This window comes from Streptomyces subrutilus (assembly GCF_001746425.1).
GTDB lineage: Bacteria > Actinomycetota > Actinomycetes > Streptomycetales > Streptomycetaceae > Streptomyces > Streptomyces subrutilus_A.
This window is the reverse complement of sequence record NZ_MEHK01000001.1, coordinates 3,243,721-3,257,254: the sequence shown is the minus strand read 5'-3', so window position 1 is coordinate 3,257,254 and position 13,534 is coordinate 3,243,721. Positions and strand designations below refer to the sequence as shown.

General features: G+C 72.4%; 13 protein-coding genes. 8 read left to right on the top strand and 5 right to left on the bottom strand.

Annotated elements, in window-relative coordinates; all coding sequences use genetic code 11:
- Positions 1 to 403: 403 nt before the first annotated feature.
- Complete coding sequence (locus BGK67_RS15595) at positions 404 to 1,381, top strand: sigma-70 family RNA polymerase sigma factor (RefSeq protein WP_069920658.1); 978 nt, start codon at positions 404 to 406, stop codon at positions 1,379 to 1,381.
- 143 nt (positions 1,382 to 1,524) lie between these two features.
- Here BGK67_RS15595 and BGK67_RS15590 read toward each other — a convergent pair whose 3' ends face one another.
- Positions 1,525 to 2,490 carry a helix-turn-helix transcriptional regulator gene (locus BGK67_RS15590; RefSeq protein WP_069920657.1) on the bottom strand — a complete coding sequence of 322 codons (966 nt, stop codon included), beginning with the start codon at positions 2,488 to 2,490 and terminating at the stop codon, positions 1,525 to 1,527.
- Positions 2,491 to 2,553: 63 nt separating this feature from the next.
- Between BGK67_RS15590 and BGK67_RS15585 the strand changes: the two genes are divergently transcribed.
- The 4 genes from BGK67_RS15585 (at position 2,554) to BGK67_RS15570 (ending at position 8,253) form a co-directional block, all read left to right on the top strand.
- Positions 2,554 to 4,173, top strand: coding sequence for an MFS transporter (locus tag BGK67_RS15585; protein WP_107488816.1), 1,620 nt, complete (start codon positions 2,554 to 2,556; stop codon positions 4,171 to 4,173).
- Between the two features lie 134 nt (positions 4,174 to 4,307).
- The gene (locus tag BGK67_RS15580; protein WP_069920655.1) at positions 4,308 to 5,069 is read left to right on the top strand and encodes a DeoR/GlpR family DNA-binding transcription regulator; all 762 of its coding nucleotides are present in this window, start codon (positions 4,308 to 4,310) and stop codon (positions 5,067 to 5,069) included.
- Positions 5,066 to 6,016, top strand: a complete 951-nt coding sequence (pfkB, locus tag BGK67_RS15575; protein ID WP_069920654.1) for a 1-phosphofructokinase — start codon at positions 5,066 to 5,068, stop codon at positions 6,014 to 6,016. The genes BGK67_RS15580 and pfkB overlap by 4 nt, the downstream gene beginning before the upstream one ends.
- A gap of 20 nt (positions 6,017 to 6,036) precedes the next feature.
- Positions 6,037 to 8,253, top strand: coding sequence for a PTS fructose transporter subunit IIABC (locus BGK67_RS15570; RefSeq protein WP_069920653.1), 2,217 nt, complete (start codon positions 6,037 to 6,039; stop codon positions 8,251 to 8,253).
- 83 nt (positions 8,254 to 8,336) lie between these two features.
- On the opposite strand, the gene BGK67_RS15565 is transcribed toward BGK67_RS15570, so the two are convergent.
- On the bottom strand, positions 8,337 to 9,107 hold the full coding sequence (locus BGK67_RS15565) for a DUF6227 family protein (RefSeq protein ID WP_069920652.1): 771 nt from the start codon (positions 9,105 to 9,107) through the stop codon (positions 8,337 to 8,339).
- 192 nt (positions 9,108 to 9,299) lie between these two features.
- Here BGK67_RS15565 and BGK67_RS15560 point away from each other — a divergent pair, with 192 nt between their 5' ends.
- Positions 9,300 to 9,941: a vitamin K epoxide reductase family protein gene (locus tag BGK67_RS15560; protein WP_069923888.1), complete on the top strand. Its 642-nt coding sequence runs from the start codon at positions 9,300 to 9,302 to the stop codon at positions 9,939 to 9,941.
- Between the two features lie 86 nt (positions 9,942 to 10,027).
- Here the strand turns inward: BGK67_RS15560 and BGK67_RS15555 are convergent, their stop codons facing one another.
- On the bottom strand, positions 10,028 to 10,438 hold the full coding sequence (locus BGK67_RS15555) for a rodlin (RefSeq protein ID WP_069920651.1): 411 nt from the start codon (positions 10,436 to 10,438) through the stop codon (positions 10,028 to 10,030).
- 270 nt (positions 10,439 to 10,708) lie between these two features.
- On the opposite strand from BGK67_RS15555, the gene BGK67_RS15550 reads away from it, so the two are divergent.
- A complete protein-coding gene (locus BGK67_RS15550; RefSeq protein ID WP_069920650.1) occupies positions 10,709 to 11,143 on the top strand; it encodes a hypothetical protein in 435 nt (144 codons plus the stop codon).
- A gap of 142 nt (positions 11,144 to 11,285) precedes the next feature.
- Positions 11,286 to 11,525: a chaplin gene (locus BGK67_RS15545; protein WP_069920649.1), complete on the top strand. Its 240-nt coding sequence runs from the start codon at positions 11,286 to 11,288 to the stop codon at positions 11,523 to 11,525.
- 68 nt (positions 11,526 to 11,593) lie between these two features.
- On the opposite strand, the gene BGK67_RS15540 is transcribed toward BGK67_RS15545, so the two are convergent.
- Positions 11,594 to 11,938 carry a hypothetical protein gene (locus BGK67_RS15540; RefSeq protein ID WP_069920648.1) on the bottom strand — a complete coding sequence of 115 codons (345 nt, stop codon included), beginning with the start codon at positions 11,936 to 11,938 and terminating at the stop codon, positions 11,594 to 11,596.
- Positions 11,939 to 12,117: 179 nt separating this feature from the next.
- The gene (locus BGK67_RS15535) at positions 12,118 to 13,185 is read right to left on the bottom strand and encodes a chaplin (protein WP_079154203.1); all 1,068 of its coding nucleotides are present in this window, start codon (positions 13,183 to 13,185) and stop codon (positions 12,118 to 12,120) included.
- Positions 13,186 to 13,534: the final 349 nt, after the last annotated feature.

The following is a 13,534-nucleotide window of genomic DNA, read 5'->3' as shown; positions in this document are numbered from 1 at the left end:
AGTCCAGGCAACCAGAACCCGGCGCGGGCCGTCTTCAGGGTGGGAGCGCAGCCACGGGCGGCGCTGTTCCGGGGTGACGGCGGGCCGTGTCGCATGTGACGGCGGTCTCGTGGACGCGGTGGTCGTACCGCTCCGCGAGGTCCGGGGGGCCCGTGAGATCCGCCTGCGCCCCCGGCCTGACCTGCACCTCTTCGGGTTCCCGCAGCACTCATGTTCCCCTCGCGGCGGGGCAGGATACTGCAAGATCTCGAAGAACAGGGGGCAACGTGGGAATTCTGTCCCGATTCCAGTCGTTGTTTCCTTCGGAAGCGGGCACTCGGGAGAGTGTCCGGGGACGCACCGCCCCGCCAGGGTGGCCGTCCGGCAGCCGCACCGCGACCGAACTCATCGCAAGGGAGCACGCATGGCAACCCGCGCCGTCGCCCGTCGTCAGTCCACGGGCAGCGCCCGCGCTGTGGGCGGGGAGATCGCAGACCGCGACCTGGTCGGCATGTACCTCGACGAGATCGCGCGCACGCCGCTGCTCGACGCGGCCAAGGAAGTGGAGCTGTCCCAGATCATCGAGGCGGGCGTGTACGCCCAGCAGATCCTCGACGGCGTCATAGAGCGCGAGGGCGGAGCGCCCTCCCGCGAGGAGCTCGAGGCGCTGGCCGCCGAGGGCGAGCGCGCCAAGGAAGTCTTCATCCGCTCCAACCTGCGCCTCGTGGTGGCCGTGGCCCGCCGCTACCCGCGCAGCGGCCTGCCGCTCCTCGACCTCATCCAGGAGGGCAACGCCGGCCTGGTCCGCGCGGTCGAGAAGTTCGACTACGCCAAGGGCTTCAAGTTCTCCACGTACGCCACGTGGTGGATCCGCCAGGCCATCACCCGCTCCATCGCCGACCAGTCCCGCACCATCCGCCTCCCCGTCCACCTGGTCGAGGAGCTCGGCCGGATCCGGCGCGTCCAGCGGGAGTTCAACCGCGAGAACGGCCGGGAGCCGGAGCACGCCGAGATCGCCGCCGAGCTGGACTCGACGGAGAAGCGCGTGGGCGACGTACTGGACTGGGCGCGCGACCCGGTCAGCCTCAACATGTCCGTGGACGACGACGGCGACACCCAGTTCGGCGACCTCCTCGAGGACACCTCCGCCATCTCGCCGGAGCAGTCGGTCCTTTCGCTGCTGCGCAGCGAGGAGCTGGAGGACCTGCTCGGCAAGCTCGACCAGCGCACCGCGTCGATCATCAAGATGCGGTACGGCATCGACGACGGCCGCGAGCGCACCCTGACCGAGGTCGGCAAGCAGCACGGCCTGACCCGCGAGCGCATCCGGCAGATCGAGAAGCACGCCCTGCTCGAACTGAAGCGCATGGCCCGCGACACCGGCTTCGACGCCGTGGCCTAGAGCGGCCCGCCCCGAAGCCCCCCCCAGACGAGCCCCGGCACCTAACCCCCCCCCCAGGTGCCGGGGCTCCCTTGTCCAAGCCGGGGCCGGGCAAATGCAGCCCCTCCGGCGTCCGAGGCGCCGGGTTCGGGGCGGAGCCCCGGCTACCGGGCCGACGCCGCCGACGTGAGCCGCGCGCCCAACGCCCCGGCCGCGTCCCGCAACACGGCAGGCTCCCGCACCGTGAACGCCAGCCCCGTCAGGGCGAGGCGCGCCACCAGCCACTCCGGAGCGTCGCCGCTGTCGAAGCGGACCCGGGTGCCCGTGCGGCCGACGCCACCGTCCGCCTCCGGCACGGCCGCCTCCCGCAACCACTGCGGCAGCTCCGCCGCCCCCGCCGCGAAGGTGACCTCCACGGCGTACGTCTGCCGGCCCCGCAGCCCCCTGCGGACGAACTCCTGCGGATCCATCGGCAGTTCCCGGGGCGCGAACCGCGCCCCCGTCGCCAAGGCCTCGCCCACCCGGTCCACCCGGAAGGTCCGCCAGTCCTCGCGCTCCAGGTCGTAGGCGACCAGGTACCAGCGGCTCCCCGCGCTCACCAGCCGGTACGGCTCCACCAGCCGCCGCGTCCGGGCCCCGTCCCCCGCCTCGTACGCGAACCGCAGCCGCTCCGGCCCCGCCACCGCGGAGGCGATCGTCGTCAGCGTGCCCGGGGCCACGGTCGGCCCGTCGCCCCGGGTCAGCGCGACCGTGGCCGACTGCAGCGCGCCCACCCGGCGCCGCAGCCGGGACGGAAGCACCTGCTCCAGCTTGGCCAGGGCCCGTACGGAGGCCTCCTCGACCCCCTCGATCGCATGCCCGGCCCCCGCCCGCAGCCCCACCGCGATCGCCACCGCCTCCTCGTCGTCGAGGAGCAGCGGCGGCATCGCCGCCCCCGCCACCAGCCGGTAGCCGCCCTCCGCCCCCAGCGTGGCCTCGACCGGATAGCCGAGCTCCCGCAGCCGTTCGATGTCGCGCCGGATCGTACGGGGGCTCACCCGCAGCCGCTCCGCGAGCTCGCTCCCGGGCCATTCGCGCGGCGTTTGGAGCAGGGACAGCAGGGAGAGCAGCCGTGCCGGGGTGTCGGTCATGCATTCCAGGTTGCCAGTCAAATAGGACACCAACTGACCTAGATCTTGTCTAAGTTTCTCTCCATGAGCACCGAGACGTCCAAGACATCGCCCGAAAGAGAGAACGGGCCCGTGCGAGAAGAGCGGAACGAAGCACCCCACGACGTACCCAGCGCATCCGGCGCAGCCGAGGCGCCCGGCGCCCCCGACGTATCCAGCTCGCCCGCAGACCGCCGCCGCTGGCTGGCGCTCGCCATCGTGATGACCGCGACCTTCATGGACCTGGTCGACGTCACGATCGTCAACATCGCGATACCCAGCATGCGCCAGAACCTCGGCGCGTCCACCAGCGCGATCCAGTGGATCACCGCCGGCTACGCCCTCGCCTTCGCCGCCGGCCTGATCACCGGCGGCCGTCTCGGTGACATCTACGGCCGCAAGCGCGTCTTCCTCATCGGCATCAGCGGTTTCACGGTCGCCTCGCTGCTCTGCGGCATCGCCGAGAACCCCTCGATGCTCGTCGTCTCCCGCCTCCTGCAGGGCGCCATGGCCGCCATGATGGTCCCGCAGGTGCTCGCGATCATCCACGTCAGCTTCCCGCCGCACGAGCGCGGCAAGGTCTTCGGCATGTTCGGCGCGGTCGTCGGCCTCGGAGCCGTCTCCGGCCCGATGCTCGGCGCGCTGCTCACCGAGTGGAACCTGTTCGGCCTCGAATGGCGCCCGATCTTCCTGATCAACCTGCCGGTGGGCATCGCGGCCGTGATCCTCGGCCGCATGTACATCAGCGAGTCCAAGGCCCCCAAGGCGCTGCGCCTCGACCTCGTGGGCGTCGTCCTCGCGACCCTCGCCCTGGTGATGCTGATCTTCCCGCTCACCCAGGGGCGCGAGCACGACTGGCCGCTGTGGGGCTTCCTCTGCATGATCGCGTCGCCGTTCGTCTTCGCCGCGTTCATCGGCTACGAGAAGTACAAGATCAAGAAGGACGGCTCCCCGCTCGTGGAGCTCTCCCTCTTCAAGGTCAAGAGCTTCTCCGGCGGTATCGCCGTCCAGCTCACCTTCGGCATCGCGACCGGCATCTTCTTCCTGGTCTGGACGCTGTACATGCAGATGGGCCTGGGCTGGAGCGCCCTGCGCGCCGGCTGCACCGGCATCCCCTTCTCCCTCGCCGTCTCGGCCGCCGCGGGCCTCTCGGTCCAGAAGCTCGTGCCGCGCTTCGGCCGCAAGGTCCTCCAGGCCGGTGCGCTGGTCATGGCCGCCGGTCTCCTCCTCTACATCTGGGAGTCCGAGCACTACGGCATGGCGATCACCTCCTGGCAGATGGCCGCCCCGCTGGTCCTCATGGGCATCGGCATGGGCCTGATCGTGGCCCCGCTCAACGACACGACGCTGTCCGAGGTACCGCGCGAGCACGCGGGCTCCGCCTCCGGCCTGATCAACACCACCGGCCAGATGGGCAACGCGCTCGGCCTCGCCCTGACCTCCGTCGTCTTCTTCGGGCTGATCGACGACGACATGGCCTTCGGCGCTCCGTACGTCGAGGCGTTCCGCGGCGCGCTGTGGTGGGTCGCGGGCGTCCTGCTCGTGATCTTCGCGGTGATGTTCATGCTGCCGCGCAAGTCGATCCCGATGGAGCAGCGCGAAGGCGGCTCCGAGCACCCGGCCACGGTCGCCGCGAACGCCCCGGAGAAGGTCCCGGCCGTCTGAGGCCTTCCGGCCGCACTTCACGGACATGCCCGCTTCTGTTGGCGGGCATGTCCGTTTCTCTTTGTTCTGCCGCCGATCGGGCGTACTCTAGGGAGTAACCCACACAGTCGGGCACTGAACGGACGTAAATCCACATGTACGCACCGGAGCGCCAGCAGGAGATCCTCCGCCTCGCCCGCGAGGCCGGCCGGGTCGACGTGCTCTCCCTCGCCGACCGGTTCCAGGTCACCGCCGAGACCGTACGCCGCGATCTGAAGGCCCTCGACCGGGCCGGCCTGGTCCGCCGCGTGCACGGCGGAGCCATACCGGCCGGCCGCCTCGACTTCGAGCCGGACCTCACCGAGCGCGAGGCCACCGCCGCCGACGAGAAGGACCGCATCGCGGCCGCCGCCCTCGCCGAACTCCCCGACAGCGGCAGCGTCGTCCTCGACGCGGGCAGCACGGTCGCCCGCCTCGCGGCGGAGATCCCCCTCGACATCGCGCTCACCGTGGTCACCCACGCCCTGCCCGTCGCCGCCCGGCTCGCCGACCACACCGGCATCGACCTCCACCTCGTCGGCGGCCGCGTCCGCCACCGCACCCGCGCCGCCGTCGACGCCTGGGCCCTGCGCGCCTACGCCGAGATCCGCGCCGACGTGCTCTTCCTCGCGACCAACGGCTTCACCGCCCAGGGCGGCCTGACCACCCCCGACCTCGCCGAGGCCGCCGTCAAACGCGCCGCCATGGCCGCCGCCCGCCGCGTCGTCCTCCTCGCCGACTCGGCGAAGGCCGGACAGGAGCACTTCGCGTGCTTCGGCTCCTTCACGGACGTCGACCTGCTCATCACGGACGCGGGGCTCGACCCCGCCGACAAGGCGGCGATCGAGGCCGCCGGTACGGAAGTCGTGCTCGTATGATCCTCACCGTCACGCCCAACCCCTCCCTCGACCGGACGTACGAGGTCCCCTCGCTGGAGCGCGGCGGAGTCCTGCGCGCCACCGGCGACCGGGTGGACCCGGGCGGCAAGGGCGTCAACGTCTCCCGGGCCGTGGCCGCCGCGGGCGTCCGCACGACGGCGGTCCTCCCGCTGGGCGGGACCCCGGGCACCCTGCTCGCCGAGCTCCTCGTGGCGCAGGGCGTGGACGTCACCGTCGTCTCGATCGCCGGCGAGACCCGGGCGAACATCTCGCTCGCCGAACCGGACGGCACCCTCACCAAGATCAACGCAGCCGGTCCGGAGGTCACGCCCACGGAGGCCGCCCTCCTCCTGGACACCGTCCGCACCTGCTCCGGCGCCGCCTCCTGGATCGCGTGCTGCGGCAGCCTCCCGCGGGGCCTGCACCCCGAGTGGTACGCCGACCTCGTGACCCGGGCCCACGCGGCCGGGGCCCGGATCGCCCTGGACACCTCGGGCCCGGCCCTGCTGGCGGCGCTGCCCGCCCGCCCCGACGTGATCAAGCCCAACGCGGAGGAGCTCGCCGAAGCCGTCGGGCGCCCGCTGGCCACCCTCGGCGACGTGGTCAAGGCAGCCGAGGAGCTGCGCTCGCTGGGCGCGGGCGCGGTCCTGGCCTCCCTCGGCGCCGACGGCCAGCTGCTGGTCTCCGAGGAGGGCAGCCACTACGGCACCGCGCCCGCCCCGGCGGTCCGCAGCAACGTCGGGGCGGGCGACGCCTCCCTGGCCGGCTTCCTGATCGCGGGAGGCGCGGGCCCCGAAGCCCTCGCCTCGGCCCTGGCCCACGGCGCGGCCGCGGTCCAGCTCCCCGGCAGCGCCATGCCGACCCCCTCGGACCTGCGCCCCGACGAGGTCCGGATCACCCAGGACCTTCCCCTGGACCTCCCCCTGTCCGACCCCGCCACGGCCTGACGCGAGCAAAGGAGCCCGCGATGAGCGAGATGATCACCCCCGAACTGGTCGACCTCGACCTGTCCGCCGACTCGAAGGAAGCGGCGGCGCGGGCACTGGCGGAACGCATGGTGGAGAACGGCCGGGTCACGGACCTGGACGGCTTCCTGGCGGACGTCGCGGCGCGCGAGGCCCAGATGCCGACCGGCCTGGAGGGCGGCATAGGCATCCCGCACTGCCGCAGCCCCCACGTCACGGCCCCCACCCTCGCCTTCGGCCGCGCCCCGGCCGGCGTCGACTTCGGCGCCCCCGACGGTCCGGCGGACCTGATCTTCCTGATCGCGGCCCCCGCCGGTGCGGACGACGCCCACCTGTCGATCCTGTCCGCGCTGGCCCGCCGCCTGATGCGCCCGGAGTTCGTGGCGTCCCTCCGCGCCGTCGGCACTCCGGCGGAAGCGGCCGCCCAGATCTCGGGCGAGCCGGCCCCCGCGGCCGGGACCGTTCCCGGGCCCACCGCGGGGCCCGGCACCGGGACCGCTGCGCGGGCCGATTCCCCCACCCCGCCCCTTCCCGGAACCGGGGCCGGCCCCGGACCCCAGCCGGGCTCCGCCCGGACCCGCTCCTCAAACGCCGGAGGGGCTGAACAGACGGCCTCGCCCGCGCTTGAGGCCCGGGATGTGGAGCGGAGCCCCGGACTTGTAGCCCCTCCGGCGTTTGCGGAACGGGGGTCCGGGGCGGAGCCCCCGGTTTCGGGAAGGGGCGGGGTGGGGGAGGGTCCCGCAGGGCAGCCCTTCCGCGTGGTGGCCGTCACCTCATGCCCCACCGGCATCGCGCACACCTACATGGCCGCCGAGTCCCTCCAACGGGCCGCCGCCGAGGCCGGAATCGACCTCCGCGTCGAAACCCAGGGATCCGCCGGCTTCACCCGCCTGGCCGCCGAGGACATCGCAGCCGCCGACGCGGTGGTCTTCGCCCACGACGTCCCCGTCCGGGACAGGGCCCGCTTCGCGGGGAAGCCCACCGTGGACGCCGGCGTGAAGGCCGGCATCAACCGCCCCGCCGAACTCCTCGCCGAGGCCCGCGGCAAGGCCGCCCGCGGCGAGGTGGCCGACCACACCCCGACCCCGGTCGAACGGACCGGGGAGGAGGCCGACGGCTACGGCGCCAAGCTCCGCACCTGGCTCATGTCCGGCGTCAGCTACATGGTCCCGTTCGTCGCCGCCGGCGGCCTGCTCATCGCCCTCGCCTTCGCCATCGGCGGGTACGAGATCAACACCGCCCCCTCCGTGGCCGAGCACTTCGTCTGGACCGAGTCCGCCGGCTGGGCCGCGCTCCTCTTCCAGACCGGCGCTCTCGCCTTCGGCTTCCTCGTCCCCGTGCTCGCCGGATACATCGCCTACGGAATGGCCGACCGCCCCGGCCTCGTCCCCGGGTTCGTCGGCGGCGCCGTCGCCCTCACCATCAACGCGGGCTTCCTCGGCGGCCTGATCGCCGGCCTCATCGCCGGCGGCACCGTCCTCGCCGTCCAGCGGCTGAAGGTCCCGACCGCCCTCCGCGGGATCATGCCCGTCGTCGTCCTGCCGCTGATCGGCTCGGCCGTCACCGCGTTCCTGATGTTCCTGGTCGTCGGCAAGCCCGTCGCCTCGCTCCAGCAGGCCCTCACCGGCTGGCTGTCCGGCCTCTCCGGCGCCAACGCGATCATCCTCGGTGTGATCCTCGGCCTGATGATGTGCTTCGACCTCGGCGGCCCGCTCAACAAGGTCGCGTACGCCTTCGCCATCGGCGGCCTCGCCACCCCCAACGAGGGCAGCCTGAAGGTCATGGCCGCCGTGATGGCCGCCGGAATGGTCCCGCCGCTCGCGATGGCGCTGGCCACCACCCTCCGCGGCCGGCTCTTCTCCAAGACCGAACGGGAGAACGGCAAGGCCGCCTGGTTCCTGGGCGCGTCCTTCATCAGCGAGGGCGCCATCCCCTTCGCCGCGGCCGACCCGCTGCGCGTCATCCCCGCCGCCATGGCCGGCGGTGCGGTCACCGGCGCGCTGTCGATGGCCTTCGAGTGCACCCTGCGGGCCCCGCACGGCGGCATCTTCGTGATCCCGCTGATCGGCAACCCGCTGCTCTACCTGATCGCCATCGCCGCCGGTACGGCCACCACCGCCGGCCTGGTCATCCTCCTCAAGGGCCTGCGCAAGCGGGAAGAGCCCCGGACCCCGGCCGCCGACCCGGCCGACCAGCCCCAGGTGACGGCCGCCGCCTGAACCCCGCGGCACCGGAGGCGGGCGCGGGACCGAAAGGCCCGCCCCCGCCCCACCCCGCCACCCCGGTCACGCCGGCGCCGGCGTCACCGCACGCGCGCCCGGAGCTCCATCGCCCCGCGCGCGGCGGCCTCGCTCTCGTACACCTCGCACATGTGCCGCCCGTCCGGCGTCGCCGTGTGCTCGACCTCCCACAGGCTGAGCTCCTCCCCGTCCAGCAGGACGAAGGCGTGCTCGTACAGGCTGAAACCGGCCTCCCGCCCGCCCGAGGCGCAGGGCCGGCCGCCGAAGGACTGCGTGATCTGGTGCGCGTACGCCGATCGAAGCCGTGCCGCGACCGGCTCGCCGGGCCGGTCCGCGTTCTCCGCGCGGCGCAGCACCCGCCGGGCGTGGTCGGCGGACTCCTCCACCGCGTACTCCCGGCGCGGCCGCGTCGAGACGGAGGCCGCGAACCGTGCGGTCAGCGCCGCCACGTCGGCATCGGCCTCCTCGTCACCGGGCAGGAGCGCCGGGTCCAGGGCCGCTTCGGACGGGGACTCCCCGAACAGCCGGGCGACCGCCAGGCAGGTCTCCGCCTTGCTCGCGAAGAGCTCGTGCCGGACCGTCCGGTCACCCTCCTGCCGGTACACCAGCTCCCACAGCGAAACCGAGCCGCCGTCGGCCAGCAGGTAGGTGTGCTGGTGGGTCTCCCGCCAGGCTCCGGTAGCCGGACTGTGGTGCGTGGTGTAGAGCGAAGAGCTGTGGGCGAGCGCCGTGCCGAGGCGCTCGACCAGCCTGTCGGGCAGGTCGAAGGAGGTCAGGGCGCGGCCGAGGAGCCGGCCGAGGTGTGCCTCGGTTGTCTCGTACGGATCGCTCACGGTGGGTCTCCAGGCCGTCGCAGCTTGTCACTTCACGGAAGCTCAACGTAACCCCTGGCTCTGACATCACGTCCGGGGTTCGGTAAAACGTCCGGGAAGCGACGGGGGTTCCCGCCACACCTTCAGGTCAACTTGCGTAGGGATGGGCATGGTTAGGGCCGCTCTGTGGTGAAGCGCGGGACTATGGGCCGCATGGCAACGAACACAGTGGGCCTCCCCCGCCAGCAGGGACGGCCCCGCACTCGACACGAGCGCGAACAGGACGCCACGCCCAAGGGGTTGGCCTGGCTGCTGGCCCTCACCGGGGCGGCGGGGGTGCTGGCCTCCTGGGTGATCACCATGGACAAGTTCCTCCTGCTGGAGGACCCGGACTTCAAGCCCGCCTGCAGTCTCAACCCCGTGGTCTCCTGCGGCAGCGTGATGAAGAGCGACCAGGCGGCGGCCTTCGGGTTCCCCAACCCCATGCTGGGGCTGGCCGCCTACGCCGTCGTGGTCTGCGTCGGCGCGGGCCTGTTGGCGGGCGCGCGCTACCGCGGCTGGTTCTGGCTGGGTCTGAACGGGGGAACCCTCTTCGGCGTCGGCTTCTGCTCCTGGCTGATGGTCCAGTCGCTGTACGAGATCAACGCGCTGTGCCTGTGGTGCTGCCTGGCCTGGGTGGCCACGCTGCTGATGTTCTGGGCCGTCACCGCACACAACGTCCGTACGGGGAACCTGCCTTCAGCTGGCCCGGTCCGGAGCTTCTTCACCGAGTTCGGCTGGGCCCCGCCCGCCCTGCACATCGGGGTGATCGCCATGCTCGTCCTGACCCGGTGGTGGGACTTCTGGACCGGCTGAGGGCGCGCGGCCCGCGCGAAAGGGCCCCGGCAGCTGGAGGCTGCCGGGGCCCTCGTCGGTTCGCTCCTGGGCGCGGGGCCCGGAGATCAGCTGCCGACGGAGGCGTTGCCCGAGAGGATCGGGATGTTGCTGAGGATGTGCGAGAGCGGCTCGTCACCCTTGGCCTGGGTGGAGTTCTCGGTGCACTGCTGGTTCATCGGGTTGGACAGGACGTTGACGTCCTGGACGCCGACGTTGAGCAGCGCCACCAGCGACTGGGCGTTGACCTTGACCGGCAGGCCGACACAGGGCTTGTTCAGGGTGCCCTGGACGAGGCCGAGCTGCGGGCTCTGGTCGCCGTGGGTCTTCTGGTTGCCGTAGACCTGCGAAGCGCCGTTGCCGTTCACGGTGTTGATGCCGTTGTCGTTGCCGATGGCCATGGCCGGGGCCGCGGCGGCAGCGCCCGCGCCCACGGCAACGGCGGAGACAGCGGCGGCGGTCATGATCTTCTTGAACATCTTGATCCTTCTGTCGCACGAGTGCCCGCTAATGGAGCGCCCTGGTCAACTGCCCCGCGAGGGGGTTGGTTCCGCTGCTTCACTCAAACGGCCCGTGTGGGGGGGGGTTTTCCCCGGCCCGGGTGAGAGACCCCCGGACGCCTGCGCGAAGCCCGTACGAAGCGTGCAGTCGGCCCGTCTCCGGTTGCGCTCCGTAAAAGGTGTTCGCACGGTGGGTAAGGGAGCGGATCGCATCGGTCCGTATCCGTGCGACCACGAGAAGGAACATCCATGCACCCCACGAAGCCGTCCCGCGCCCGACGCGCCCGCCTCCTCGTCCCGTCGGCCCTGGCCGTCGCCATACTCTCCGGCGCGGCGGCCCCCGCGGGCGCCGTGGAAGGCGACCGCGCGGCCGTCCGGCAGCAGGTCGAGACCCAGCAGCGTGCGGCTGCCGGGCCCATCGACGACCTCGTCAACGGCATCCTCGAATCCATCAAGGCGCTGCTGCCGGCGGGCGTCACCCTGCCGGACATCAAGATCCCGGAGATCAAGCTCCCCGAGATCAAGCTGCCGGAGATCCCGGGGGTCGAGCTTCCGCAGATCCCCGGCGTGGAGCTGCCGGCGCTGCCGCCCCTCACCCCGCCGACGCTGCCGGCTCCGGTGGAGACCGTTCCGGAGGTCCCCGACCTCCAGATCCCCGAGATCGAGATCCCGGACCTTCCGTAACGTCCGAAGCCGTTCGCGGTTACGACGATTGAGCTGAACAGGTCTGATCGCGGATGGAACCGTGTCGTCTGGGAAGATGGACCGTTTCGCTCGATGTGAGCCCCGAATCGGGGCAGAACATCGAACAGAAGGTGCACTTCCCATGAACTCTGCCAAGAAGGCCGCCCTGGTCCTGGCCACCGCTGGTCTCGCTGCGGCCGGTGCCGCCGGCTCCGCCGTCGCCGACTCGTCGGCCGAGGGCGCGGCCGTGGGTTCCCCCGGTGTCCTCTCGGGCAACCTGGTCCAGGTCCCGGTCCACGTGCCGGTCAACGTCTGCGGCAACACCGTGAACGTGATCGCGCTCCTGAACCCCGCGTTCGGCAACGTCTGCGTCAACGACTGACGTCGGCCGTAGAACGACTGTGGGCGCCCCGGCCTCGCCGGTGGCGCCCACAGTCATGTGCGAACCGCTCAGCGGGCGCCGCCGTTCAGCTGGACGCCGCCGAGGAGCGGGGACGCCTGGGTGGCGCCGTTGGCGAGGCCGAGCAGTTCGCCGGGCACGTTGTTGCGGACCTTGTTGACCCGCTGGACGGTCCCGAGGACGTTGTCGACGTGCTCGCCCTGCTCGGCCAGTCCGGCGCCGACGATCTGGGGGAGCTGCTCGGAGACCGGGTTCACGGCCTCCGTCACCGTGGTCGCCCCGCTCGTGAGGCTCATCGGCACCGTGGGAGGGGCATCGGCGGCGAAGGCGGGGGCGGAGGCGCCGAGGGCGGCTACGGAGCCGGCGACGACAGCGGCGACCTTCGTGAGCTTCATTATCGAAATCCTCTTCTTTTCGTGGGGCCGAGGCGTCAGCGGCGACCGTCGCGCCGCTTTCGCCCTGGGTAACGATTCCCCGCCGGTCGGGAAACGCGAAACGCGAGTACATGACAGCGGCCGGAGAATCCGAGAAGGGATTCTCCGGCCGATATTTCTTCCGATGACCGGTATCGCCGTCAGGCGATGCGCGACCGCCGGTACAGAATGGCGCCGCCGAGGAGCAGCGCGGAGGCGAGGGCGGCCGCGGCCGCGGGCCGGCCCGCGCCGGTCTCCGCCAGCACGGGCGCGGTCACCCGCGCGGGAGCGGGGACGGGCGCCGGGGCCGGGGCGGGGAGCGGAGCCGGCTGCGCCGCCGGGGGCAGGTGCACGGGAGTGTCACCGGCGGGGGCGGCCGGAGGCTGGTCGGCCGGGGGGACGACCTCCGGGGCCGGGCGCTCCACGGGCCGGCTGCCGTGCGGCGGCCCCGCGGGCTCTTCCTCGACGGGGGCGGGCGCGGGAAGCGTGACGGGCGCCTCCTCGACCGGAACCGGCAGCGGCTTCGGTGCCTCGTCGACCGGGGCCGGGAGCGGCGCCGGGGCCTCCGGGACGGGCTCGGGTCCGGGGGCCGGGGCGGGCAGCGGCTTCGGGGCCGGGTGCTCGTCGACCGGCTCGGGCATGGGGTGGGGCTGCTCGGGCGCCGGGGGCGCGTGGTGCGCCGGCGGGGGCGGAGCGGACTCGGGGTGGTCGTCGCACTCCTCCTCGCCCTCCTGGCCGGAGCCGCCGTGACCGCCCTGGTGGCGCGGCTCCTCGTGGCGCGGCTTCGCGTGCCGCGGCCCTTCGTGGCGGGGCTGCTCGTGGCGGGCCCGCTCGGGGCGCGGCGACTCGTGGCGCTGCTCGGGCAGCGCGTGCCGGGGCCCCTGGCGCTCCTCGAGGTAGCGCTCGAAGGCCTCGGCGTTCTCGGGGCTGAGGTGGCGCCCGTAGTCGTAGCCGTCGTGGGTCTGCGAGCCGGTCGTGGTGACGCAGGTGTTCCCCATCGAGGGGTTGAGCGCCGCACCCCCGTCCACGCTGTTGCCGCACACGTTCGGGGCGAACGTGACCGGTACCGAGACGCTGTTGCCGGCCAGCACACCCTGAGAGTGCGAGGCCTCGGCCGTCGCTCCCGGGTGCGCGTAGGCCGCACCGGTCGCGATGGACAGCAGACTCGACGCTGCCGCCGCCGTGAGCATCCCCTTGCCCAGTACTTGTCGGCTCAGTACCTGTCGCATGGGTCCTTCCCTGTCTACCGGCGCTGGTGCCGGTGCTTAATCGAAGGTGGCCTCGGAGTGCACCGCCGTGCACTCCGAGGCCACCCCGAGGAGTTCTGCCCGTGTGGGCCGGGCCGCTTCGTCAGCGGTTGCTGCAGACGTTGCCGAACGTGGGCTTTTGGATCCCTCCCGCAGAGGCGTATCCGCTGCGGAAATATCAACGAGTGGCGGAGGCGAAAGAAACCGCGTTTTCCGGCGGTGCTCCGGGAATTCGCCCGAGGGTCCGGGGAATTCGGGAAGCGGGAAGCCGGTGAATGCGCGTCCGATTTCGTGCCTTCACGCGGCGAGGCCGCCGCGACCCGAAGGTGCG

Bases quoted from the DNA above. Each gene is read 5' to 3' on its own strand.
- BGK67_RS15580 (WP_069920655.1), top strand. From the start codon at position 4,308: ATGTACGCACCGGAGCGCCAGCAGGAGATCCTCCGCCTCGCCCGCGAG.
- BGK67_RS15550 (WP_069920650.1), top strand. From the start codon at position 10,709: ATGCACCCCACGAAGCCGTCCCGCGCCCGACGCGCCCGCCTCCTCGTC.
- BGK67_RS15590 (WP_069920657.1), bottom strand. From the start codon at position 2,490: ATGACCGACACCCCGGCACGGCTGCTCTCCCTGCTGTCCCTGCTCCAA.
- BGK67_RS15570 (WP_069920653.1), top strand. From the start codon at position 6,037: ATGAGCGAGATGATCACCCCCGAACTGGTCGACCTCGACCTGTCCGCC.
- BGK67_RS15555 (WP_069920651.1), bottom strand. From the start codon at position 10,438: ATGTTCAAGAAGATCATGACCGCCGCCGCTGTCTCCGCCGTTGCCGTG.
- BGK67_RS15545 (WP_069920649.1), top strand. From the start codon at position 11,286: ATGAACTCTGCCAAGAAGGCCGCCCTGGTCCTGGCCACCGCTGGTCTC.
- BGK67_RS15595 (WP_069920658.1), top strand. From the start codon at position 404: ATGGCAACCCGCGCCGTCGCCCGTCGTCAGTCCACGGGCAGCGCCCGC.
- BGK67_RS15560 (WP_069923888.1), top strand. From the start codon at position 9,300: ATGGCAACGAACACAGTGGGCCTCCCCCGCCAGCAGGGACGGCCCCGC.
- pfkB (WP_069920654.1), top strand. From the start codon at position 5,066: ATGATCCTCACCGTCACGCCCAACCCCTCCCTCGACCGGACGTACGAG.
- BGK67_RS15535 (WP_079154203.1), bottom strand. From the start codon at position 13,185: ATGCGACAGGTACTGAGCCGACAAGTACTGGGCAAGGGGATGCTCACG.
- BGK67_RS15540 (WP_069920648.1), bottom strand. From the start codon at position 11,938: ATGAAGCTCACGAAGGTCGCCGCTGTCGTCGCCGGCTCCGTAGCCGCC.
- BGK67_RS15585 (WP_107488816.1), top strand. From the start codon at position 2,554: ATGAGCACCGAGACGTCCAAGACATCGCCCGAAAGAGAGAACGGGCCC.